Origin of the sequence: Asticcacaulis sp. MM231 (assembly GCF_964186625.1) — a bacterium.
Lineage (GTDB): Bacteria > Pseudomonadota > Alphaproteobacteria > Caulobacterales > Caulobacteraceae > Asticcacaulis.
Genome location: NZ_OZ075109.1, coordinates 56,026 through 78,954, shown reverse-complemented (window position 1 = coordinate 78,954; position 22,929 = coordinate 56,026). Strand labels below are relative to the sequence as shown.

Annotated in this window: 21 protein-coding genes; 2 read left to right on the top strand and 19 right to left on the bottom strand. The window is 59.5% G+C overall.

The features are described from left to right. Window positions 1–102 precede the first annotated feature (102 nt). The 11 genes from ABQ278_RS17240 to ABQ278_RS17190 all read right to left on the bottom strand — a co-directional run bounded on the left by ABQ278_RS17240 (window position 103) and on the right by ABQ278_RS17190 (window position 11,895). Window positions 103–1,023 (bottom strand): RDD family protein, encoded by a 921-nt coding sequence (locus ABQ278_RS17240; protein ID WP_349322267.1) that lies wholly within the window; start codon window positions 1,021–1,023, stop codon window positions 103–105. Beyond that, window positions 1,023–2,078, bottom strand: coding sequence for a stage II sporulation protein M (locus tag ABQ278_RS17235; RefSeq protein WP_349322266.1), 1,056 nt, complete (start codon window positions 2,076–2,078; stop codon window positions 1,023–1,025). Before ABQ278_RS17235 ends, ABQ278_RS17240 begins: the two co-directional genes overlap by 1 nt. Window positions 2,079–2,091: 13 nt before the next feature. Then, window positions 2,092–3,408 carry a DUF58 domain-containing protein gene (locus tag ABQ278_RS17230; protein WP_349322265.1) on the bottom strand — a complete coding sequence of 439 codons (1,317 nt, stop codon included), beginning with the start codon at window positions 3,406–3,408 and terminating at the stop codon, window positions 2,092–2,094. Further along, window positions 3,408–4,361, bottom strand: a complete 954-nt coding sequence (locus ABQ278_RS17225; protein ID WP_349322264.1) for a MoxR family ATPase — start codon at window positions 4,359–4,361, stop codon at window positions 3,408–3,410. The genes ABQ278_RS17230 and ABQ278_RS17225 overlap by 1 nt, the downstream gene beginning before the upstream one ends. Then, a complete protein-coding gene (locus ABQ278_RS17220) occupies window positions 4,348–5,982 on the bottom strand; it encodes a hypothetical protein (protein ID WP_349322263.1) in 1,635 nt (544 codons plus the stop codon). Before ABQ278_RS17220 ends, ABQ278_RS17225 begins: the two co-directional genes overlap by 14 nt. Continuing rightward, on the bottom strand, window positions 5,982–6,677 hold the full coding sequence (locus ABQ278_RS17215) for a hypothetical protein (protein WP_349322262.1): 696 nt from the start codon (window positions 6,675–6,677) through the stop codon (window positions 5,982–5,984). The genes ABQ278_RS17220 and ABQ278_RS17215 overlap by 1 nt, the downstream gene beginning before the upstream one ends. Window positions 6,678–7,482: 805 nt before the next feature. After that, entirely contained in the window at window positions 7,483–8,409 is a 927-nt protein-coding gene (locus ABQ278_RS17210; protein WP_349322261.1) for a replication initiator protein A, read from the bottom strand. 52 nt (window positions 8,410–8,461) lie between these two features. Then, window positions 8,462–8,815, bottom strand: a complete 354-nt coding sequence (locus ABQ278_RS17205; RefSeq protein ID WP_349322260.1) for a ribbon-helix-helix domain-containing protein — start codon at window positions 8,813–8,815, stop codon at window positions 8,462–8,464. After that, window positions 8,812–9,525, bottom strand: a complete 714-nt coding sequence (locus tag ABQ278_RS17200) for an AAA family ATPase (protein WP_349322259.1) — start codon at window positions 9,523–9,525, stop codon at window positions 8,812–8,814. Before ABQ278_RS17200 ends, ABQ278_RS17205 begins: the two co-directional genes overlap by 4 nt. Window positions 9,526–10,577: 1,052 nt before the next feature. Continuing rightward, window positions 10,578–11,078 (bottom strand): hypothetical protein, encoded by a 501-nt coding sequence (locus ABQ278_RS17195; RefSeq protein ID WP_349322258.1) that lies wholly within the window; start codon window positions 11,076–11,078, stop codon window positions 10,578–10,580. Window positions 11,079–11,100: 22 nt separating this feature from the next. After that, on the bottom strand, window positions 11,101–11,895 hold the full coding sequence (locus ABQ278_RS17190) for a DUF4198 domain-containing protein (protein WP_349322257.1): 795 nt from the start codon (window positions 11,893–11,895) through the stop codon (window positions 11,101–11,103). Between the two features lie 167 nt (window positions 11,896–12,062). Here ABQ278_RS17190 and ABQ278_RS17185 point away from each other — a divergent pair, with 167 nt between their 5' ends. Then, entirely contained in the window at window positions 12,063–14,168 is a 2,106-nt protein-coding gene (locus tag ABQ278_RS17185; protein ID WP_349322256.1) for a TonB-dependent receptor domain-containing protein, read from the top strand. Between the two features lie 49 nt (window positions 14,169–14,217). Next, entirely contained in the window at window positions 14,218–14,922 is a 705-nt protein-coding gene (locus ABQ278_RS17180; RefSeq protein ID WP_349322255.1) for an energy transducer TonB, read from the top strand. Window positions 14,923–14,999: 77 nt separating this feature from the next. Here the strand turns inward: ABQ278_RS17180 and ABQ278_RS17175 are convergent, their stop codons facing one another. The 8 genes from ABQ278_RS17175 to ABQ278_RS17140 form a co-directional block, all read right to left on the bottom strand. Beyond that, entirely contained in the window at window positions 15,000–16,319 is a 1,320-nt protein-coding gene (locus ABQ278_RS17175; RefSeq protein ID WP_349322254.1) for a type II toxin-antitoxin system HipA family toxin, read from the bottom strand. After that, a complete protein-coding gene (locus ABQ278_RS17170; protein ID WP_349322253.1) occupies window positions 16,316–16,555 on the bottom strand; it encodes a helix-turn-helix domain-containing protein in 240 nt (79 codons plus the stop codon). The genes ABQ278_RS17175 and ABQ278_RS17170 overlap by 4 nt, the downstream gene beginning before the upstream one ends. 282 nt (window positions 16,556–16,837) lie before the next feature. Continuing rightward, on the bottom strand, window positions 16,838–17,245 hold the full coding sequence (locus ABQ278_RS17165; protein ID WP_349322252.1) for a death-on-curing protein: 408 nt from the start codon (window positions 17,243–17,245) through the stop codon (window positions 16,838–16,840). Continuing rightward, window positions 17,246–17,467, bottom strand: coding sequence for an AbrB/MazE/SpoVT family DNA-binding domain-containing protein (locus ABQ278_RS17160; RefSeq protein ID WP_349322251.1), 222 nt, complete (start codon window positions 17,465–17,467; stop codon window positions 17,246–17,248). 79 nt (window positions 17,468–17,546) lie between these two features. After that, on the bottom strand, window positions 17,547–17,906 hold the full coding sequence (locus tag ABQ278_RS17155) for a hypothetical protein (protein ID WP_349322250.1): 360 nt from the start codon (window positions 17,904–17,906) through the stop codon (window positions 17,547–17,549). Window positions 17,907–17,910: 4 nt separating this feature from the next. After that, window positions 17,911–18,300 carry a hypothetical protein gene (locus ABQ278_RS17150; RefSeq protein WP_349322249.1) on the bottom strand — a complete coding sequence of 130 codons (390 nt, stop codon included), beginning with the start codon at window positions 18,298–18,300 and terminating at the stop codon, window positions 17,911–17,913. Between the two features lie 99 nt (window positions 18,301–18,399). After that, window positions 18,400–19,749, bottom strand: coding sequence for an efflux transporter outer membrane subunit (locus tag ABQ278_RS17145; RefSeq protein ID WP_349322248.1), 1,350 nt, complete (start codon window positions 19,747–19,749; stop codon window positions 18,400–18,402). Then, window positions 19,746–22,928, bottom strand: coding sequence for an efflux RND transporter permease subunit (locus tag ABQ278_RS17140; protein WP_349322247.1), 3,183 nt, complete (start codon window positions 22,926–22,928; stop codon window positions 19,746–19,748). The genes ABQ278_RS17145 and ABQ278_RS17140 overlap by 4 nt, the downstream gene beginning before the upstream one ends. Between the last annotated feature and the right edge of the window lies 1 nt (window position 22,929).

Here is a 22,929-nt window from a genome sequence, read left to right as displayed (position 1 = left end):
TATTTTCGCACCCGCAGCATGACCCAAACCCAATTGATCGCCTCAAGGCAAGCTAAAAATAGCTACAGATTGTGACAGATCACGTTTTGTCATTGGCCTGAGTTATACCGGCGCGGCATTTTTATCCTTGCGGCGTTTGCCGAGCAGCATCCGGCTTTCCAGATGGGCCCGCAACGCGCCATAGTAGGCGCGCAGAAAGGTCTCGTCGTTTGGCGCATCGTTTTGGGGATCGACCCAGCCGATGCGCGCCTTGATCTTCTGCGCCACCGCCCGCATGACCGTAGATTTACGCTCACGCAAGACCTGTTCCAGCACACTCAGCTCCATTTCGCCATAGGCCAGTTGCTCCGGCGTAAAGCTGATGCCTAGCCCACGATCGCTTTCGAGATCGGCCAGATCATAGCTGAGCGACGCCTTGGGCATATGCACAACGCGGGTGCCTGCCAGGAAATCACCCAGTCGCGCGTGCTGCTTGTTAAAGAGAGGCAGCAAAAGCATACCCAGCGCCCACAGGCCCGCCAGCCATGCCCCGAGGCTTTGGCTGCCGGCCGCCATGACAAAGACCAGGGGTACCGGTAGGTAAAGCTCAACCTCGCGCATGGCGTTGCGTGTAAAGACCGCTGCCGGGGTCAATCGGCCGCCATCCTGGGAAATAACGCGCAACTTCATGACGCGTTTGCCCGGCGTGGCGGCCCGCGCGCCCATCTCGAAAAAGATGAAATAGCCGGAGCGTAAAAAGAACAGGAAGAACAGGGCGATGATCTGCAGGAAGGAGACCAGCGCCTTGTTCTTGTTATCCTCGAAGACGTGCTCCAGCGGCAGGATGATCCAGACGATAAAGACAAATACCGGCATGACGATCATGATCACGATGTCGATGACCAGAGCCCCTACCCGCTCGCCGAAGGTAGCGTTGATAAAGGGCAGAATCACGCCTTCAGGCGTCAGGATTTCGCTGGCGGTACGGCCAAATTCGCCGTAGGGCGCATCGCTGATCAGGTCGCGTTTTTCGCGCTTAGCCATCAGGCGTCCCCGCTCTTGCCAAAGCGGTCGCTCGTAGCCTTGTTGCGTCCGACACCGGTGAAGTAGAAGCACCAGATGGTCAGCATGACGAGGCCGATGGCGAAGCGCACAAGGGTGTCGGTTATCGTCTGGCGACCGATGCCTTCCAGGCATCCCGCAATGGTCAGCATGATGGCAACGCCGATCATGGCCGTACCGGTCAGCAGGCCAGCTTCGGCCAGCGCTGTGCGACGGCTCGCGTCACCCGGGAACATCAGGCGCCGCGCGATATGGAAGCCACAGGCCCCCGCTATGATGATGGCGAAAAGTTCTGTAGTGCCATGGATCGTCAGCCAGGCGGTAAATTCGACGCCCATGCCCTTCTGCGAGAACAACCAGACCATGGCGCCCATAGTGATGCCGGTATAGAGGATGAGCGCGAAGGTCGGCAGGCCGAAAAAGGCGCCAAGCGCGAAGGTCGAGATAGCGACCCCGACATTGTGGGTCATCAGAAAGACGGCAAACGGCGAGAGGGCATGATCACCGCCATCGCCAATGGTCTTGCGCAGCTCCGCCGCCGAAGAGCCAACATCGCGGCTCCCCTGCTCTCCCGGCAAAAGCAGCCCATACCAGCTTGAATCGTTGCTGCATAATAGCCAACCGGCAAGAATACCTGTGACAAAGATCGTAAAGGTCAGAGCGATCTCACGCGCCAACTGACGCACGGCCGACGGCCAGGCTTGGATGAAGAAGCCCTTCAGCACGTCCTTGAGGCGGGTTTGAGGCCCATAGATGTACACATAGGCGCGCACGCACAGGGCCTGCAGATAGGTGATCATGTTGCGGTCGAGCGAGATCGACTGCGCCATCGACAAGGACGACATGGCCGAACGGTAGAGCACTGGCAGATTGAGCAGTTCATCGATGGAGAAACTGCCAAGACCGCGCTTCTCGACCTTGTCGAGTTGGCGGGAAAGCGAACGCCAGTCACCCTGACGGGCCTCACGGAATTTCTGGCTCTTCAGACGCAAAACGGGCTTCGGTGCGGCGGTGTGCGGGATTGGCTCATCGGTCATTCTTTGCGGCTCCCTACAGGCGATCGGCGCGTTTAAGCGCAAGATATTTACTGACAATCGACGTCGCCAACAGTTCCGTCGGGGTTTCTAACACCTCGACGCCCTGACGGCGTAGCTGCGCAAACACCCGCTCGCGCTGGTCTGACAGGCGCTTGGCGAACACCGCCCGTGTCACGTCCTCAGGTTCGACAGGTGGACGTGTCATCAGGTCCTCCACCACCTCGTCCCTGAAAGCGACGAACAGCACCAGATGCTTCTTCGACAGGCGATTGAGACTTTCCACCATCAGGTCGGCGCTGATCTCATCGATGAAATCGCTGAACAGGATAACCAGCGAACGCCGCGCCACCTTGGCGTTAAGATCGGCCAGGGCCAGGGTGTGATTGGATTCCTCCGGCGTGTCTTCCAGCGCCGACAACTGATATTTGAGCGCGTTGAAACCATGGATGCCGGTCACGGCCGGCGCCACATGGTAGGGCTTGGACGCAAAGGCGAAGGTGCGGACATTGTCGCCGATTTTAAGGGCTGTATAGCCGAGCAACAGGCCGGCATAGATGGCGCGATCGAGGCGTTTCAGGCCAGCCAGCGGTTCGCCCATCAGACGGCCGGTATCGTAGGCCAGAACGATATGGTGGTTGCGCTCGGCCTGATATTCGCGGCTGAACAGTTTCATGTGACGCGCCGAGGACCGCCAATCGATACGGCGGTGATCCTGGCTGGCATCGTATTCGCGCAGCGCATGGTATTCCGAGCCGTTGTAAAGCTGGTTCTGAACCCGCACACCATAGATGTTATCGAGGGAAAACAGATCGGCGGCGTCCTGCTCGACGCCGTGAATATCCGGCGTGACGACGATCTCATGATCGAGCACCAGCTTTTTCTGGACATAGACCAGGCCGGCGAAGCCCTGCCAGCGCACAAAGGCGGCGTCAATCTCACCGCGTCCGCGCGCCGTGGCTTTCAGGCTCAAGGTGCCGGTAAAGGCGCCGTCCTGGCGTACCAGTCTGCGCGGATACTCCGAAGCCGCCAGAACCCGTCCCAGACCCAGCCGCAATTCGATGATGCCCGGCTGCCGCCAGCGCGTGAAACGAACGGAGAAGGGCACCTCCACAGTGCGCCCAACGCCGAGTGTCTCGGGCGCTGACATCTGGAAGGTCAGGCCCTCCCCTACCGGCGCAAACACGCCATCGAGCAGGGCAGCGACAAAGCACAGCCCAGCCACCAGCGGCACCCACGCCCACACACCCGGCGCAAAGATGCCGACACCAAGCGCGACCAGTACGCTTAAGGCTAACAGCACCAGAAGACGGGGGGTGGGATAGATGTTCATCAGCGCGGGATCTCAATACGCTCAAGCAGATCCTGCAACACCCGATCGACGCTCTCGCCCTCGATCTCGGCCGATGGCGACAACAGAACGCGGTGACGCATAGAGGCCGGGTAGAGCGCCTTGATGTCATCGGGCAGCACATAGTCACGACCATCCAGCACAGCGCGCGCACGGGCGGCGCGCGCGAGCAGGGCGCCGGCTCGTGGACTAGCCCCGACCGAAAGCTGCGGCGTCTCACGGGTGGCGCGGATCAGGGCCACGATGTAGTTCAGATTGGCGTCATTGAGCTTCACGGTCGAGACCACACGAATGGCCTCGGCCAGCGAAGCTGCGCTTAAGACCGCCCCGACGCCGGCGGTTGCCGGATCGCTGGCGGCCGCATTGCCGGAGGTATCGACAATGCGCTTTTCTTCCTCAAGCGAAGGATAACCCAGCACGTGCTTGAACAGAAAGCGGTCAAGCTGGGCTTCCGGCAGCGGATAGGTGCCTTGTTGTTCGATCGGGTTCTGCGTGGCGATGACGGTGAAGTGCGAACCGAGGTCATGGCGCACTCCGTCGAGCGTCACCGAACGCTCCTGCATGGCTTCCAGCAAGGCGGCCTGTGTTTTCGGCGGCGTGCGGTTGATTTCATCGGCAAGCAGCAGGTCGCAGAAAATAGGTCCCTTGGTCAGTGTGAAGCTGGATGTCTGGAAGTTGAAGAGATTGGAGCCCAGAACATCACCCGGCAGCATGTCCGGCGTGAACTGGATGCGGCCAAATTTGAGGCTCAAGGACTGGCAAAACACCTTGGCCAGCAAGGTCTTGGCCGTGCCCGGCGGGCCTTCGAGCAGGATATGGCCGCCGGAAAAAAGCGCCGTCAGCAACAGGTCGACCGTATCCTTCTGGCCGATGATGACCTTGGCGATCTCGGCGCGCAGGCGCTCGGCCAGGGCTTGAATATCAGGTATGAGCACGTTGTATCTCCGTCTTCCAGGCGTGGAGTTTGAGCGTAATATCGATAAGCTGGTGCACCGTCATGACCTTGCCGGCGCGGGTTTTCAGGTCGGTAAAGGTGTCGGCGGTTAAGTGGGTTCGGCCGATGCGGTCGGCCAGCGCATCCGGGCTTTCGGTGCTGATGCCTGCACGGTAGCCCTTGTCCTTGATGACCAGATCGCGCACCAGATCGGCATAGGCCGGGCCAAGCTTCACCTCTTTCAGGGTGATCGCCATCAGCCGCGCGGCATTATCGGCGAGAATTTTCACGCCACGACCAAGCGGCGCGCCAGCGGGCGCTTCCCGCGCCGGTCCGAAGCGTGCGAAGGCTGCCCACATGAGGCCAAGGCCCGCGATCAGAAGGCATAAGGGCACACCGATGAAGGGCGGGCGGCTGAGGACATGCAACAGGTCATGATCGAGCGACAGGCCGTTGAAGGTCAGATTGAAGATCACCCGGCCTGGCTTGGTAGCTTTCGGGCTTATGGTATCGATCAGGGTGAGCGCGCTCAGGACTTTTTGCGGATCCGACAGGATCTGATTGTTAAGCAGGTCAGGGTCGCTGAGCAGATAGACCGGCACCTTCGGCTGGGCCCGCCCCCCTGTCACGATCAAGCGCGACAGCACGGCCTCGCCATTGGGGCCCACCAGAACCGGCTGGAGATTGGGGCCGGTGATCGATTGCAGGGCTGTGATGGCGCCCACGGTCAGCGGCGTTTTGAAGGCGCTGTCTCCCAGCGCAGGCGTAAAGGCCCACAGATGCTTCATGGGTTCACTGGTCGGCGTCAGCTTGTTGAGTTCATTGGCGATGGCGTCTGAGTTTGTATCACCGCTTGGCTCGGCCGGCGTGACCACAAGGCGGCTGTCGCGGTTGACCACGTAGGCCATGTCATCGAAGGTCACCAGCATGTCGCCATTGCGCACGGTTTTAGTGCCAGGTGGAGACGCAGCCATTTTCAAAGCGGCTTCCTTGTCGTCCTCGGGTGCCTTGACCTCGTGCATCGGCGACAGGAAACCAAGGCTCTCGGTCACGTTGGACTTCGCCACCAGCGACGGTCCGCGATCCCAGTACCGATTGCGCGGATCGCGGCCAGCGTTCCATTTCGGGGCCACAATCAGCACGACCTTGCCGAGCGGCGCGCTCAGCACATGTTTCGAGCGCTTCGGATCAGGGATCTGAACCGCGCCGTAGTTCTCCTCATCGCTTTCACTGGCACTGCTGGTCTCTTCGGAGGCCGAGGATGCGTCCTCCTCATCGAAATGGTAGGCATAGGTGAGCGTACCGCCATCATCATCAAGGGTTATGATCTCCAGGGCCGCGTGGTCGATGAGCGGGCCATCTTCCAGGCGGTTGACGACGACCTCATGCCCCCTCGCCTCCAGCAAACGGCCAAGGCCCGCTGTGCCCTGCGCTGACAAGCCCGTGACATTGGCTTTTTGACCAGTCTTGGGAATAGAATTGACATCAAATAGCGCAGCACCGGCCGCGGCGAACAGGCAGAGGATGAGAAACGCCGCCACAGCCGGCAGCCAGCCGGACGCATGCCCCAGGCGCTCGCCTAATGTCTTTTTGGGTGTGTGGGATTTCGGCTTGCGGGGCATTAGGCGATCCCCTCGGCGGCGACAAAGGCGACATAGGCTGCGCGGCAGGCGTCAAAACCGGCTTTGCCAGCCGGAATACCGGCGAAATAACTCATTTCCACCCACCGCACGATCTCGACAAAGGCCGGTCGTGCCGCGTCCGGCAACAGCGGGTGTGAGCTGATATCACGGGCGGAATAGTGTTTGCGCACCATGTTGGGGCGGAAAGCGTTGATATCGGCTACCGAGCGGGCCAGCAGGAGGTGCACAGCTTCCTCATAGTCACCCCGGGCGGCCAGGGCATCAATATCTGCCAGCAAGGCCACCACAGCCTCACGTGTGGGGCGCCACGGGGCATCGGCACGCAGATGGTCACGCTGGAACAACCGCTGGAAGCGTGTGCTGATCATTAAACGCACGACCGGTGATAACAGAAATGCGATCAGAGCGATGGCCAGGGCACCCAGGATATAGGGCATAAAAGGGCCAAGCGGCGCGAAGACCTTGGCGACGCCCTCGAAAAAGTGTCCGATCGAATCCATGACCCTCTTCCAGAACGCCAGGGCTTTCAGATCGGGCTTGGGCATGGCGCTGAAGGTGGTCTGGAGATCGTGCTGGCTGTTGACCTGCCCGATTAGTTTTTTGGCTTCGGCGAGGTCCAGCGGCGCATTCGGGGGCGCAGAGGTGGCGGCCTGGCTGGCAACCTGTCCAGACACCTGTAAGGCGCTGTCTTTTGCCCCGGCCTGCGTCAAAATGCGATATCCCCCATCTTTGGCGAACGCCCCCACGTCCGCCCTTTATCACACACCCGTCTTAGGGTGCGTGTAAACACTAGGTCGGGAAGCTTGGCAGAGTCAAATGTAATCAGACGTCCGCACACCGCTTTCAGATTGAGGCGGGTCTGGCCCCTCAAAGGCCAGAGACCCGCCCTGTCCACGGTAACCCGATCCTTTCAGGGTTAAAGAGAGTCTTATAAGAGACCTTAAGTAAGTTAAGCCGAATCAGAAAGCCTTTTTTTTGTTATTATTTAATGGCTTATGGGGATCTCTGGTGTGAGATACCCCGTGCTTCAGTGGGTGAAACCCCGTTTCAAGTGTGTGTCATCCCCCGAGGCTTTAGTGGGCGTTCCCCCGTGGAATAAGCCAGCGCCGGTTTCTCAAATGCCATTTATCCACAAGTTTACCCACAGGCCCCGGCCTAAAATGGGTGGAGATGCCGGTGTGCGATCCCCCGATGACGGTGATAATTCTGTTTGCGAGGAACCCAATCCCGTCGCTCGTCCGTTTCAGAGGGTGTGTAATCCCCCGAAGGCCTGAATGTGCCTATTTGGCAACTCGTTTGGCTGGTCTGGCGCACCTTAAGGGACGTGTTAATTCTTCGTTAACCTTCATTTGGTGTGTGATACCCCGATGATTCCCGGAATAAGGCCCCCTGCCCTTCCCTTGTGTGCAAAGGGTTATCGGGCTTTCGGGTGTGCGATACCCCGTGCTTATCCCCGTCAAACCCTTGGGAATGAAGGATTCAGGCCCGTTTACCTGTCTTTTTAGGGGCAGATACGGCGATATCCTGATCCTGAGCGTTCAGCAGGGCCAATTCTCCACCCACCTGGTCGTCAAGCTGGGCCAAACGCGAGATAATAAACACCGCGGGCGAGCCATCCTGCGTCTTGGTGAAGGAAATATCGTATTCCGGCATCTGGTTGCGTTCGACCACCTTGCGCAACATGCGATTAAATTCCTTGGGCGGGCTGTCAGAGCCCGTCTTGTTATGCAAAACCTCGATCCTGCACACCCAGCCCTCGGGCTGCACGCCGGCATGTTTGCGGGCGATGCGGTAAAGCGCGCGCTCCAGCCCGCCGGTGAGCAGGAAATAGTCCTGATGCATGGTCAGGAGCGAGCGTTCGCCGGTAATGCCCTCATAGACCCAGTTGGACAGGGTCAGGGTCATGCCGCGCGGCTGGCCGGTTTCCGGGTCGATCTCGAGCGTCCAGCCGTCGAGCCAGCCGAATTGCGCCTCCTGACGCCGTGTCGGTGCGCGTAGGGACGTCCGGATGGAGGTGGTTTCCAGCCGTTGCAGTGCCGCCTGCAGTTCGGCATAGCTCTTGCCGCCGGTATCGCGCTTGATGGCGCGCAAAAGGTCATAGGTGGTGGTTTTCAGTGTGCGCGGCAGATCGTTCACACCTTGGGCCTTCATACGGTTCAGCGCCGAAGCCGCCCAGATTATGATATCGGCGTCCCAGATGGTAGCCATGCCATAGGCCGGCATGGCTTCCACCTTGACCCAGACCTCACCGTCGGGGCTCTTGTACTCGATCGGTTTCAGCCTTTTACGCTTTTGCAGCGAGAAAAACGGCCGCTCCATGGTCTCGCGCTGATCCTTAAGCGCCACATCGTGGAGCAAGGGTATAAAGAGATCTAACTCGGCATTGGGATCGCGGCGTTTGGACATGGTCTTTTACCGTTTCATGATTCCCTTAGCAGAGTCGAATCTCGCGCACCGGTTAGCGTTCACCCATCGGATGCTTGCCGTGTTTGTGCAGAACGGCATCAAGCCCCTCCCCTATCAAGGCCTGGACCGTGGTGTCACGCTCTACCGCCAGCATCTTGACGGCGCGGGCCATCTGCGGTGTGAAATAGCCGGCGATCATGGTCTTGCCGACGCGCGCCTTGGTGACGCTCGACACGGGGGCTGGTGCCGGTTCGGGGTCGCGAACGGCCGCTTTTGATATCTTTGGCGCCTGGACCTTGACAGCCTGCCCGGCTTCCTTCTCGATAACGGCGGACGGCGAGATTTGCGGACCGGCCACGGCGGCTAGTCGGTCAGCGAGCGAGGGGCGGGAAGCGGATTTACTCATGCGGCACCTTTAAAGGGTTGTTTTTCTTTGAAAATCTTGAGGGCTTTTTTGTCGGCTTTTGGATATGCGGGCATGTCCAGGCGTCCACACACCCACTTGTAGAGCTCGCGGACCTCCTCGGCAGCCTTGCCGAGCGGCTCGTATTCGCTGGCGGTCTGGCCGTTGATGACGGCGTGGCGCAAGGCGGCGCGATCAACCAGGCACACCGGTGCAATATTCAGTTGCAGGCTGTGGATGACTGAGGCGACCTCGTCGATCAGGCTGTTGGCGCGGGCCGGTACGGCGTTGAGCAGCACGGCCGAAGGCTTTTGCGCAACGCGCACCAGTTCGGCGGTGGTCTTGATGGCGTGCAGGTCGAAGGCCGAGGCGCGGGTCGGGATAAGCACGTAATCGGCCTGCCTTGCGGCGGCGACGGCGGCGCTGTCCGCCGCCGGCGGCGAATCAAGAATAACGAGATCGACCCCCATCTTCTCGGCTTCTTTGAGAGTGGGCGCCAGTCGCGCATGAGGGGCGGCGACGACGACCGGGTTGGGATCGTGATCTCCCTCCCCTGCCCCGCGCCAGTCTGCCCATTGGGCAGCGGTGGCCTGGGGATCCAGGTCGATGATGGCGACGCTGTAACCGGCGCGGGCGGCCGCGACGGCAATATGCACAGCAATGGTGGTTTTACCCACGCCGCCCTTCTGGGAGACTATGGCCAGGGTTTTCATGTGTAAGCCTTTGGATAACTGGACGTGCGGACGGTTTGGTATGTGGACGCGCCGACGGGTCCGGGTGCGGGTGTGTCGGCAGGTGCGCGTGACGTGGTGTAGGGGTGCGGCCACGTGGCTGTGTGGAGCGTTGCGCGGACGTGCGGGGGCGTGGACAGAGCCGACCTGTCCACAGGTCGGGGTGTCGAATTTTCAGCGCGTGGGCGAGACGACATGACGCGGCGTCCTCTATACTACAGCCCGACATGTGGATCGGGCAACACGTGGATGAGCGGAGGATCGGGCGCGTTGAAAAATGGACACCCGAAATCCGTGTCTTGTGGCTCTGTCCGCATGCCCTTGTCGGGACAGGTTGAAACCCAAACACTTCCACGCGACGGCGTGAGGGTGTGTGTGCTTCCCGACATCACGAAAAAGCAACACTTCATCGTGACGACAGCCCGTCTTGTTGGCGTGTTGGGTAGACAAATTTTTGTCTTTACAACATTTCATCTTGACGACGGGGGCACGTGTGGACAGTACCACGCGCATGATTCGGCGAAATTGGTAAATATTTTATAAACTGAAGGCTTCTTGTCGAGCTTGTGAGGCCGGTAGCCGTGGACAGATTAAGGCAGGGAAAGGCAAAAGACGTTCAGGCCGTACTCAGCCGTACCCGGTCAGACCGGGACACAGTTTAATCCATTCTACAACAGGCATTGGCAGGGGAGGGGAGGGGGCTACGTGTCAAGGTGTCCACGAATCCACAGCGCTCCTGATATCAAGAGCGGGCGGCATAAAATGCAGAACAGGCCACTGGCATAGGCAGATCTAAGGCCGGAGTAGGGGGCGTGGGCGCGTCGCTGTGTCCACATGTCTCCCAACCGGGTAGCGCCGTGCCATTGCCATGAACACACGATCATAATCGCAAGCGTTGTCAGCGTAAGGAACGTCGAAAAGCCCTTTGAAAGGGCATTATTGGAGGCGCCAGCGCGCGGTATCCGCTCGTCACATACGCGTTTCATATGACGAGCGGACGCCTGACCGCGGCTAAAGCGCTAGGTTGGCGAGTGTTAAGGCGCGATGAAATCGTCACCCTTGCCCTGCTTTGTGTCAGCCTCAAGCAGGATGCGGTCCTTGTCGGTGACGAAGCCATCCTTGTCACGGTCCTGACGCTCGAACATTTTCACGCCCGAGGCCATATATTCCGTCATGTCGATAGCGCCGCTCTTGTCGGAGTCGAGTACGTTAAAGCGCACCTTGGCCTGGCGCATCTGGCGCTGTTGCTCTTCTTTACGTTTTTCCGGATCGGCGATCTTGCTGAGTTTCAGCATCAGTCGGCCTTCATATTCACCGACATATTCCACTTCAATGAGCGTGCCGTTTTCGTCGAGATCGGCCTTCATGAAGCCGATCTGGCGGCCGGCCTTCAGTTCAGCCAGCGAGACCTTGCCGTCACCATTCAAATCCTGCTCCTCGATGAAGGTGGTTATGGAGTGTGAAGCGGCGTGGGCCAGGGGAGATGCCATCACGAGTGGCAGGGCGAGCGCGAGTATGGAAAGGGAGGTTTTCATGTTCATACCTTGTTTTTGGGCCTTATTGGGGGAGGACTTCGAGGGTAAGGGTGGCAGTGTTGCTGAGCCACAGGCCAGGCGTGTCGGGAGATGCGCGACGCACCCGTGTCTGGATCAGGTAGAGACCGGCTTTTGATGGCGTGAAGCTGGCTTGCCCTAATGCATCGGTCTTCAGTTCGACAGGCGCAGACTTGCCGTTATAGGTTTCGCCGTCGGCCGTGACGGTGACGTCTGCCGCCGCAAGGCCCTTACCGCCTTCGCGCACGGACAGTTTGAACGGCTCGCCGGCATAGGCGTCATACGGCGCGGTTACGGGATGAATTTCGACGCCCGGTTCAGTTGTGATGTCTTTTAGGGCCGGTGTGCCGCGACTGACATAGACGTCGGCACGGGTCACGCTGCGCACATCGATCGCGGTCTCGCCGGCACCGGGCGCGGCACCGCCCTCTAAGAAGCGGATCTGGCCATCCTTGAGCGCTGCCTTGGCCACACGGCCCTGGCGCACACCAGAGGTAATCAGCCAGGTGCCGTTCTGTGTTAGTGGCACTTCCAGGAAGGTGGCATCCGAGAGCGTGGCTGCAGGGGGGAGGGGGAAGATCTGGCCATCGGGGGCGACCGCGTGGAAAGCATCGGACTTCATGGCGACGTCCGGTCGCAAATCCCCTTCGGCAAACGCGGCCTCCACCGTCACATGCGTGCGCTTGCTCTCCGCGGTAAAGGTGTTGGGTTTCAAATAGGGCGAATGCGCGAGGGCGGGCGTGGTGAGCACGCTGGCAACTGAAATTGTGAGCAGGCTTATCCTCAGATGACGCTGCATGATGTGTGAACCTTTCCGGTCTGTGGCTTAAATGCCAAACCTTAGTAATGCGAATGATTCTTGTTTGCAATAGGTTGACATTGTGTCGATCATAGTGAATGAGAATTATTCTCATATAGCTGCCGGTGACGCCGGTAAAATGTTTTTTTAGAATTTGAGGAGTTGGGATGTCCCTTTTTAAACATAGACGCCTAATGGCGACGACGGCTTTGACCGTAGGTCTGCTTACCAATCAGGCCTTCGCTCAAAGCGCCAGCCACACAACAGAACAACAAGCCGTGACGGAAGATGCCGCCGCGCAACTCTCCTTGGGCAAGATCGTGGTTTCTGCCGGTAAGGATAAGGTTGCCATCGATACGCCCCAATCTGTAACGGTACTCGACCAGGAGGATATTGATAACGCTCAGGCGGGCACGGTCGGCGATTTGCTCGAAAGTGTCGCCGGTGTGGATGCCGCCGGCGGTGTGTCGTCACTGGGGCAGGGCCTCAATATCCGCGGCATGGGCACGGCGCTGTCGGAATCAGATAGCCGGGTCGTCTTTACCATCGACGGCGTGACCAAGTTCTTCGAAGGCTATCGCATGGGCAGCCTGTTCACCGATCCGGAGCTCTACAAGCGCGTCGAGGTGCTTAGAGGTCCGTCTTCCTCGACGATCTATGGTACGGGCGCACTCGCCGGCACCGTCAATTTCACGACCAAGGATGCTTCTGACTTCCTGAAGGGCGATGATCGCTTTGCCCTGCGCACCAAGGCGGGTTATGTCAGTAATGGCGATGGCACGCTAGCCTCGCTGATGGCTGCCTTCAGGCCAACGCAAAATCTCGACCTGCTGATCATGGCCAATAGCCGCAGTTCGGAGGACTATCAGGACGGCAATGGCAATACGGTGTCACCGTCGCAGGCGTCCGGTGACTCAGTTCTCATCAAAACGCGCTACTATATCGGCGGTGACCGACAGCACAGCCTTTGGGCGTCGGCGCAAAAATGGCGCAGTGATTCCTTCCAGATGTACGATCAGCAGGCTGCCGCCTTTACCAGCATGGTGCGCCGCCAGACCGAGGACACCAACTATGTCATCGGCTATGACAATAGCTTCGTCGGGAATGACTGGCTCGATTTGAAAGCGCAGATCGCCTTTGATGAATTGGCCACTGACCAGACCGATAACGAGTTCTCGCCTGGCTCGCTTGGCTATAGCTCGCAATATATTTATCGGACCGTCCAGGCAAAGATCGAAAACGTCTCGACCTTCAAGACCGGGCCGCTCGATCACTTCCTGACCGTGGGTGTGCAAACCTATGACCAGGAGCGCCGTAATCCGCGCTATAGCCTGACCGGTACAGTCACCCATGGCGCGACGACCCACCCGGAAGGTGACATAAATCGCGCCAGTCTCTATGTGCAGGATGAAATCCTGATTGGCGAGAAATTGACGCTTATTCCCGGCGTCCGCTACGACAGGTCCAGCCTGAAGCCTGGTGCCGGCACCTACGTCGTCGGGGCGACCGGTACGCCATCCGATGTCGATCTTGACGCCTGGTCACCCAAGCTGGCGGTGCTTTATGCCGTCACCTCGCGCATCAATGTGTTCGGCTCCTTGTCGCACACCGAACGCCTCCCGATTCTTGACGAAATCTATACGCGCGGCAGCACGCAGAGCATCAGTCTCAACCTGGAGCCGGAAGTTTCAGAAAATAAAGAAATCGGGGCCTCCTATGTCCAGCGCGGTCTGTTTGCCAGCCGTGATGCGCTAAACCTCAAGCTAACCGTTTATCAGAACGATATCACCAATCTGATCACGCGCACCACGACCACGTCTTCGGCCTATACCAATGTCGGCGAGGCACGTTATGCCGGGGCAGAACTGGAAGCCGAATATGCCGCCGGTCAGTTCTATACCCGCGCGGCTTATTCGACCGTCAATGGCTATAACAAGCTGACCGGTATCGCCTTCAACACCATCCCGGCTGAGCAACTGAACCTGACGGCGGGCTGGGTCCTGCCATCGCGGAATCTGTCGCTGGGTTGGCGTGGCGAATTCGCCGGCCGGCAGAATTCTTATTCTGCAACGACGGGCGCCGTCAGTTCGACCACCGATGCCTATGACATCCACAATCTGTTTCTGACCTGGCGGCCCGCCACCGGCGTGCTCGAAGGTATCGATGTGCGTCTGAACTGGGACAATATCTTTGACCACTATTACAAACCGCACCTGAGCTACCTGCCGGCGGCAGGCCAGACAGTCCGTCTCACGGTCGGCAAGACGTTCTAGACCTATGGCCTCGCCTAAGCATGTCATATGGGCGACCGGGGGCTCCGTTTTGATCAACGGAGCCCTTCTGGCCTTGCTTGTCCTGACCGTCCCAAAACCCGCGGCGCCCTTGGTGGATGATACGCTGTGGGTATCCCTGGAAACGGTGGCGGCGCCGACGCAGGGTGCGCCAGCCACGTCACAGCCACCGCCTGGGTCCTCTGTAGCGGTGGTTGCGTTGCCTTCCACGGCGCCGCCTGCGCCTGCGCTCAATGAGGCGATGGAACAAGCTGTGCAAGCGTCTACGCCACAGCAAACCCGTTCGCCTGACAGCGGGTCTTCACCGATCCCGGCCCCGAATCTTGCCGCGAATCCGTCAACGACGCAGTCTGAAGCTGACGGCCCCGCCAAGCCGACGCCTGCCAACCGGCCGGCGCCAACCCAGAGCCCGGCGCAAAGTCAGAGCGTAGGCGGTGGGCCGAAACACGCAACCAGCTACGCGGCGCGCGTTCGGCTGCATCTGGAGACATTCAAGATCTATCCACCTCAGGCGCGACGTCGGCACCAGGTCGGCGTGGTGCAACTGACCTTCGTGATCGACCGGCAGGGATGTGTGCTGACAGCGCGGGTGACGAAATCTTCCGGCGTGGCGGCGCTGGATCAGGCGGCGCTGGATATGCTGGCCGCCGCGCAGCCTCTGCCGAAACCGCCCGTGGACGTAGCGGGCGAGCGCATCAGCATGACAGTACCCGTTGACTTCGGCTTGACGACCTGATCAGCACATCAGTTCAGCTATGGCGGGGTAGGGGAGCAGGAGAGCCGTGGCGCCGACAGCCGGAGGCTTTGCGCTGTTTATCCATACGATCCGTTGATGCGCATCTCGTCCTGGAGGTTCGCCGCGGTCTCACCGACAGTATCATCGCCATCGGGGCGTAAGGCATTCTCTCGGATCAGGCGCGTGCGTTCGGCGATAGCGTCTGCAAACACATCGAGCAGGGTTGAGCCTGCCGGCATTGCGGCGACTTCGTTTATGGCTGCGGGCAATTCTCTGAGTATGCGTTCCGTCACGCGGCTGACTCTGCGGACTGTGGCCGTCCCGGAAAGGCCTGCAGATTCAGCCAAGCGACGCCAATGGCGCGCGTAAATATGCCGACCGCGGCGCTGCCCTCCTACATCTTGTGCATGGTTCTGAGTAATGTTGAGCCAAGTGAGGCCTGACATCAGGTCATATAACGGCGCGAGCTCGCTACGGGTTGGCTTAAGCAGAATTGAGTAATTTTTCGCGTGCGAATCCACATTGCCCACTGCGATATTGAAGATTGCCGCATCGAGGAAGCGCGTAAGGTCGAGCGCCGTCATGTGAGCGCGGACGAGATTGAACATGTCCGCAAGGGAAGGGCCACGTTGTCCGGTACCGTCATGCTCGTATTTGGCGGCCGGAGGTCGGCCGAGAGCTTGGCAGAAATCTTCTTGGTGAAGTCGACGCGTGCGACCATTGTCGTCGAAGCGATCGTATCGTGTGACCAACAGATAACTTCGCTCGCCGGCTATGCCGGTGATGACGTCTGCCGTTGGCAATCCACAGCGTCGCGCGAGCACCATGCAAAGCGCTTCGTTCTGCACGCTTCCGGGTAGTCTTGGGTTGTCAGGCTTGAGAATGTGCGTCGATGCGGCACCGTTGATCGGTATAGCGAGGTTTCCGTCTCTCATCGTCAGCGGCAGCTTTTCCTGGGCACCGGCCAGACTCATCGAGACGCCGTCTTCACCAACAAGAAAAGGTTTGGCCGGCATCTCATTAATGATGCGTTCTAACGCGTCAGGTGTGCTGATCAGGATCAGATCGGGATGGTTTTGGGGTGGTTGTTGACCAATGGTGAGCGCGCCAGCGAGATCACGGCCGGTCTCTAAGATAAGCCCCAGAATGTCCTCTCGTGCGACGCCAAGTGCCTGGGTCATGGCTCTGAGGGGTTCGCCTTCTGGCAACAGGTTCATGAGCCATGGCACTGAAACGTTTGTATCCCAATCCTCGGCACTAAGCGGCATGCTGAGTGAAATTGGGAATGCCTTGGTCGAGGCCCGCCATGCGTTCGTGTAGCGGATTTGCGGCCCGTCGTCGGCTCTCTTGATCGAACCGACTTGCGTTTGTTCGTTGAAGAGAGGAATCATGATCATAGCATCGACCGTTGCTGCCGGCTTTCTGAAGTGTCTGCGGCATCGACTAAGCGGATGCCTACAGCCTTTGCGGCGGCCAGTGCTTTGCCGAGTTGTGCGGTAGGCTTGCCGGCTTCGAGATCGACGATGAACCGTTCGCCTGTGTTAATTGCCAATGCCAAATCTCGCTGAGTTAGGCCTAAGGCCCGTCGTGCCTGGGCAACCATAGTTCCAAAGTTTTCTGCATTGCTGATCATTTTCGTAACTTCCCGATCGGTAAGATATGTTTGTCTCGGTCACGTGTCAATGCGAATTCTTACCGATCGGGAAGAATTCGTAGAATGTCTACGGCGAACGTCAGAAAACTTACCGTTCGGTAAGACCGAACTATGAGGTGAGCCCATATCACAAGGATTTCGAGCAGGCATTACCAGCCAGTGAGTTGCCATGCGCCAACATCAATCGGTAGCAGGGCAAGGCGGTTTAAGAAGGTCGCAGAGAAATTCGCTCAAACGTATCAGGTTGATTCAATAAATGAATTAATCTTCGCGCGTTAGCGGCGTGATATGGCTGCGGATCCAGCTCGCAAAGCTTTCGGCGCTGAGTTCGCCATTGGCCACGACCATGAGACCCAGGAAGCAGGTTGTGTCGTCGGCGCTCAGGCCATAGCCATTGAGTGACAGGAACAGCTCGATCGTCGTCAGGGCGGTCGGCAGGTTGGCGTCGAAGAATAACTGATCGTGCGCCAGGGCATAGCCATAGCAGGCGGCGAGGCTGGCCAGATCGGTGGCCGAACTTTCGTTGAGCGCCTTCACGCGGGCGTGCATCATCTTCATCATGCTGAGCTCGCGTAAGCCCAGGTTATCACCCTGGCCGGCGCCATGCTGGGTGGCGATCTCGGCCTGAAGGGCCTCGATGACGCCGTCTCTGATCAGGATAAAGGGCATCTACTTGCTCAGTTCGTGCAGAACATTGCGGCGCTTTTTCATCAGCTCCCGGGCCTGCTGCATCTGTTCGGCGAAGACCGGATCGTAGGGCGCGATGCGATAACCGTTCGGCGTTTCGGTGATGAACAGGGGATCACCCTTGTCGAGCCGGAGGCGCGTGAGCAGCTCCTTGGGAAGAATAACGCCCAGTGAATTGCCGATCTTGGTGATTTTCAGTTCCATGGCCCGCCTCGTTATCGGATTTTCGACGAGCCTAGCGCTTAAACGTCAAAATTCTGTGTATGCACGTCTGTAAGTACGGTCATTGCGTACAGGCTTGCGCCGCCTCGGTCAGGCTGTCCATACCAGCGCCTTCCAGCGCTTTCAGGTCCACGGCCGAAGGCGGGGCTGCTCGGGAGAACGTGGCCTCCAGAGATTGCCCCAGGGCCAGAGTCGAATCGGCCAGCGCCTGGTATTGTGCCACGGTTGCTTTGTCCTTGTCAGAGGCGTTGGCGCCCAGCTTGTTTTTCAGGAGCGCGGCGACCTCGGCTTCCGCCTTGCCGAGACGCGTGAGGGTCTGGCCCACAGCGCGGCAATGGGTTTGTTCGTCCGCATCGCGCTTGGCAGCGTGCGCCGGCGCCACGGTGAACAGAAGAGCGAGGAGGGGGAGGGCTTTGAACATAGGGCTATTCGTCCGTCATGTGGTGAGGGTCGCCGCCGAATTCGGCGATATTGGCGGAAATCCAGTTGATCGCCGCTTGTTCGTCGGCATGGCGCGACAGAGAGCGCGTATTGATCGAGACGAAGACGTGACCGCGTTTCAAATGGCCGGCTGCGATCTTATCGATATCTGACGCATTGCCGCGATCCGAGACCACGACCTGCGCCCCGGTCTTGCCGGCTGGCGCCCAGACATTCAGCGTCAGGCAATCGGGTGTATCACCGCAATCGGGACCAAATGTCTTGCCGTCGCGGTTTTTCGTCCATGGCGCGGCCGCATAGGGAATGCCCTTGAAGGCGAAGATGTCCTGATCCACCACGCCCGCCACCGGCCCGGATTGCGTCTGGACGAGCACGCGCTCAGGTTCTTTTGGGCCTGAGCAGCCAGCAAGGCAGAAAGTCGCGATGAGGACGAATTGGCAATTCATGCTGCCAGTCTAAGCGCGACTGGCCGCCTATTGCAAACTCTGATCGTCGCCCACGGACTTGTAGAGCGCGACCAGATTGGTGGCGCGGAGGGCTTGCAGGCTGATCAGGCTTTGTTGCGTGGTATAGAGCGTGCGCTGGGCATCGAGCAGGGTCAGGTAGCTGTCGACACCATTGTCGTAGCGCGCCTGCGACAAGGTGAGGCTGCGCTGGGCGGCGACGGTGGCGGCCGTCTGTGCGCTCAGGCGTTCATCGATGCGTGCCCGCACAGCCAGGGCGTCGCTGACTTCGGAAAAGGCCGTCTGGATGGCTTTCTCATAAGCGGCGACGGCGATATCGCGGCTGGCGGTGGCGCTTTGCAGGCCAGCGCGATTGGCGCCGCCGGCGAAGATCGGCACCGAGATCGACGGCACAAAGCTCCAGGTGCCATTGCCGGACTTAAACAGGCCGTCGAGATCGGAACTGGACGAGCCCGTGGAGCCGGTCAGGCTGATGCGTGGAAAGAAGGCGGCGCGGGCGGCGCCGATATTGGCGTTGGCCGATTTCAGATCGTGTTCGGCGGTCAGTACATCAGGGCGATCGAGCAGCACGTCCGACGGCAGCCCAACCGGCAGGGAAGCTGCGACGAGACCATCCTTCAGGCCATTCGGGAGCAGGTCAGGGGTGAGGGGTGCGCCAACCAGCAGGGTAAGTGCGGCCTTATCCTGATCGACCACGGTTTGCAGGCGTGCGACGTCGGCGCGGGCAGTCTCGGCCAAAACCTCGATCTGGGCCAGATCTAGATCGCTCAGCACACCGATACGCGCGCGCCCTTGCGCGATCGCTAGCGTGTCCTGTCGCGCCGCATAGGTCTGGCGGGCAAGGTCAAGGGCGTCCTGATCGGCGGCCAGGTTGAGCCAGCTTGTCGCCACCGAGGCAATCAGGCTGATCTGGACGGCGTTACGGTTTTCACGCTCGGCGAAGAAGCTTTCCAGAGCTGCGTCCTTCAGCGAGCGGACACGACCGAACAGATCGACCTCATAACTGGCCAGTCCCAGATCGGCGCTGTAGCTCTCATTGCTCTCGTTGCGGCTTTGGCTTAAGGTCGCGCTGATGTCCGGCAACAAGGACGAGCGGGTAATGCCGTAGGTAGCGCGCGCCTTGTCGATGTTCAGCGCAGCGATACGCAGGTCGCGGTTTTCCTCTAACGCAAGCGATATCGCCGATTGCAGGCGCGTATCGCTAAAGAGGTCGCGCCATTTAAGCTGCACATCGGACGTCGTGGAGGCTTCCACTGGCCAGTTGGCGGCCACCGGCGAGGCCGGTTGAACGTATTTAGGCGCCAGGGTGCAGGCGGACAGGGCGGATGTCGCAAGCGCGATCAGGGCAAGATGCTTCATTGTTTAGCCTCTTTGGCAGCCTGTCTGGCGGCGATATCTTGTGGCAGATTATCCATGCGGAACAGCTTCTGAACCAGCACGAAGAACAGCGGCACGAAGAAGATGGCCAGGAAGGTGGCCGACAGAACACCGCCGATCAGGCCGGTGCCGATGGCGTGCTGTGAGGCCGAGCCAGCGGAATTCGCGAGCGCCAGCGGCAGGATACCGAAGGTGAAGGCGAGCGACGTCATGATGATCGGGCGCAGGCGGATACGCACCGCTTCCAGCGTGGCGTCGAGCAGGGTGCGGCCCTCTTCGTGCAGCAACTTGGCGAATTCGACGATCAGGATGGCGTTCTTGGCCGAAAGCCCCATGGTGGCCAAAAGGCCGACCTGGAAGTAGATGTCGTTATCGAGGCCGCGGAACCAGGTGGCCAGCAGGGCGCCGAAGACGCCGAGCGGCACCACGAGGATGACGGCGAAGGGAATCGACCAGCTTTCATAAAGCGCGGCCAGCAACAAGAAGACGACGAGGATGGACAGGGCATAGAGGGCAGGGGCCTGGGCACCGGATTCCTTTTCCTGCAGTGAGATACCCGTCCATTCAAATCCGACGCCCGCCGGCAGTTGTTTGGCCAGTTCTTCCATCTTGTCCATGGCCTTGCCGTTCGATTGGCCCGCAGCGGCAGTGCCCTGAATCTCCATCGAGCCCGCGCCATTATAGCGCTGGAGTTGCGGCGCCCCGAAGGTCCAGCGTGAGGCGCCAAAGGTTGAGAAGGGCACCATCTCGCCGGCGGAATTGCGCAGATACCAGCGGTTGATGTCCTCGGGCTGGCTGCGGAATTCGGCATCGCCCTGAACATAGACGCGCTTGATACGGCCGCGATCGATGAAGTCATTGACATAAGTGCCGCCAAGCGCGGTGCCCAGCAGGGAATTGATGTCCGCTACCGAAACGCCCATAGCGCCGGCGCGGGCGTTGTCGATATCGAGCTTGAGTTGTGGGGTGTCGTCCTGAATGTTGGCGCGGACATTGCTCAGAAGCGGATCTTTCGCCGACATACCGATAAGCTGGTCACTGGCCGCCGCCAGGGTGTCGTGACCGACGCCGCCGACATCCTTGAGTTGGAGGTCGAAGCCCGACGAATTGCCCAGTTCGCGCACGGCCGGCGGGATCATCGGGAAGACGCGCGCGCTGTGGATCTGCGAGAACTGCTTATTGACGCGCTCAACGAGCGCAAACACCTTCATATCGTCGTCGTGACGCTCCTTGAAATCTTTGAGGCGCACGAATGACATGCCCTGGTTTTCACCCGAGCCGGAGCCGCCGAAGCCGGCGATCGTAAAGACATATTTGACGGCTTTGTCTTTCTGATAGACGTCCTGCACCTGCTTGAGCACAGCAATGGTCTTGTCCGTCTTGGAGCCGACCGGCAACTGCACCTGCGTCATCAAGGCGCCCTGATCTTCATCAGGCAGGAATGACGTCGGCAGGGTCATGGCCAGACCCACCACGGCCGCGATGATGCCTGCATAGACCACCATGAACAGGCCGGGCTTGCGGATAATGCCCTTGACCGATGTCTGATAACGGTTGGAAAAGACCTGGAAGCCGCGGTTAAAGCCGGACAGGAAGCCCTTGACCTTGACGTCCTGTTCGGGAGCGTGGGGATCATGGGGGGGCGCGCCTTCGACCTTTTTGGGCACCTTCAGCAATGTGGCGCAAAGAGGCGGGGTCAGGACCAGGGCCACGATAACCGACAGGGCCATGGCCGAGACGAGGGTGACCGAGAACTGGCGATAGATGATGCCCTGCGTGCCGCCAAAGAAGGCCATAGGCACGAACATCGCCGCCAGAACCGAGGCCACGCCGATCAGCGCGCCGGTGATCTCATCCATCGATTTCTGCGTAGCTTCGAGCGGCCCCAAGCCCTCTTCATGCATAACGCGCTCGACGTTTTCGACCACGACGATGGCGTCATCAACCAGAAGGCCGATGGCGAGCACCAGACCGAACATGGTCAGGGTGTTGATCGAGTAGCCAAAGACAGCCAGGATGCCGAAGGTGCCTAAGAGAACCACCGGGACGGCGATGGCGGGTATGAGCGTGGCACGCCAGTTTTGCAGGAACAGGAACATTATCAGGAAGACCAGCACGATCGCTTCGATCAGTGTCTTGACCACGTCCTCGATCGCCAGCTTGACGAATTCTGTCGAGTTATTGGGGATCGCGTATTTGACGCCGGCTGGGAAGGAGGGTTCGAGCTCAGCGATCTTCTTCTTGACCAGATCCGCCGTTTTCAGCGCGTTGGCGCCGGTGGCAAGCGTCACCTGCATACCCGATGCGGTATGGCCGTTCAGGCGGGCGATATTGCCGTAGGATTGCGGCCCAAGCTCGACCCGCGCCACGTCACGCAGATAAACCGGCGTACCAGCCGTGTTGTTCTTGACGATGATGTTCTCGAACTGCGCCGCCGTCTGGAGCTGGGATTGCGCCGTGATGGTCGCGGTCAGTGCAGTATCTGGCTTGGCCGGGTCAGAGCCGAGGTTACCGGCGGACACTTGCGTATTCTGTGCCCTGACTGAGGCAAGAACGTCAGAAGGCGTCAGGCTGAAACTGGCCAGCTTGTCGGCATTGAGCCATATGCGCATGGCGTATTGTGAACCGAACACACGCGTATCGCCCACGCCTTCAATGCGCGAGATCGGATCGTTCAGGTTGGAGGCGATCCAGTCGCCGAGGTCTGCATTGGAAAGGCTTTCATCGTCGGTATAGAGTGAAATGGCCATCAGGGTGGAGCCGGAGGCCTTGTTGACGCGCAAACCAAGCGTCTGAACATCGGTGGGCAATCGGCGCAGCACAGAATTGGCCTGATTCTGGACCTGAACCTGCGCGACGTCGGGGTCGGTACCGGCTTCGAAAACCAGCGTGACCGATCCGGAGCCGGTCGAAGAGGTTGAGGTCATGTATTTCAGGCCGTCGAGCCCGGTCATGCCCTGTTCGATCACCTGCGTCACCGAGTCCTCAACCACCTTGGCAGAGGCGCCTGTATAGGTGGCCGAGACCGTCACCTGCGGCAGGGCGATTTTTGGGTATTGCTCGACCGGCAGGGTGAAGATCGCTAGGGCACCTGCCAGCATGATGACGATAGCAATGACCCAGGCAAAGATGGGCCGGACGATAAAAAAGCGCGACAGCATG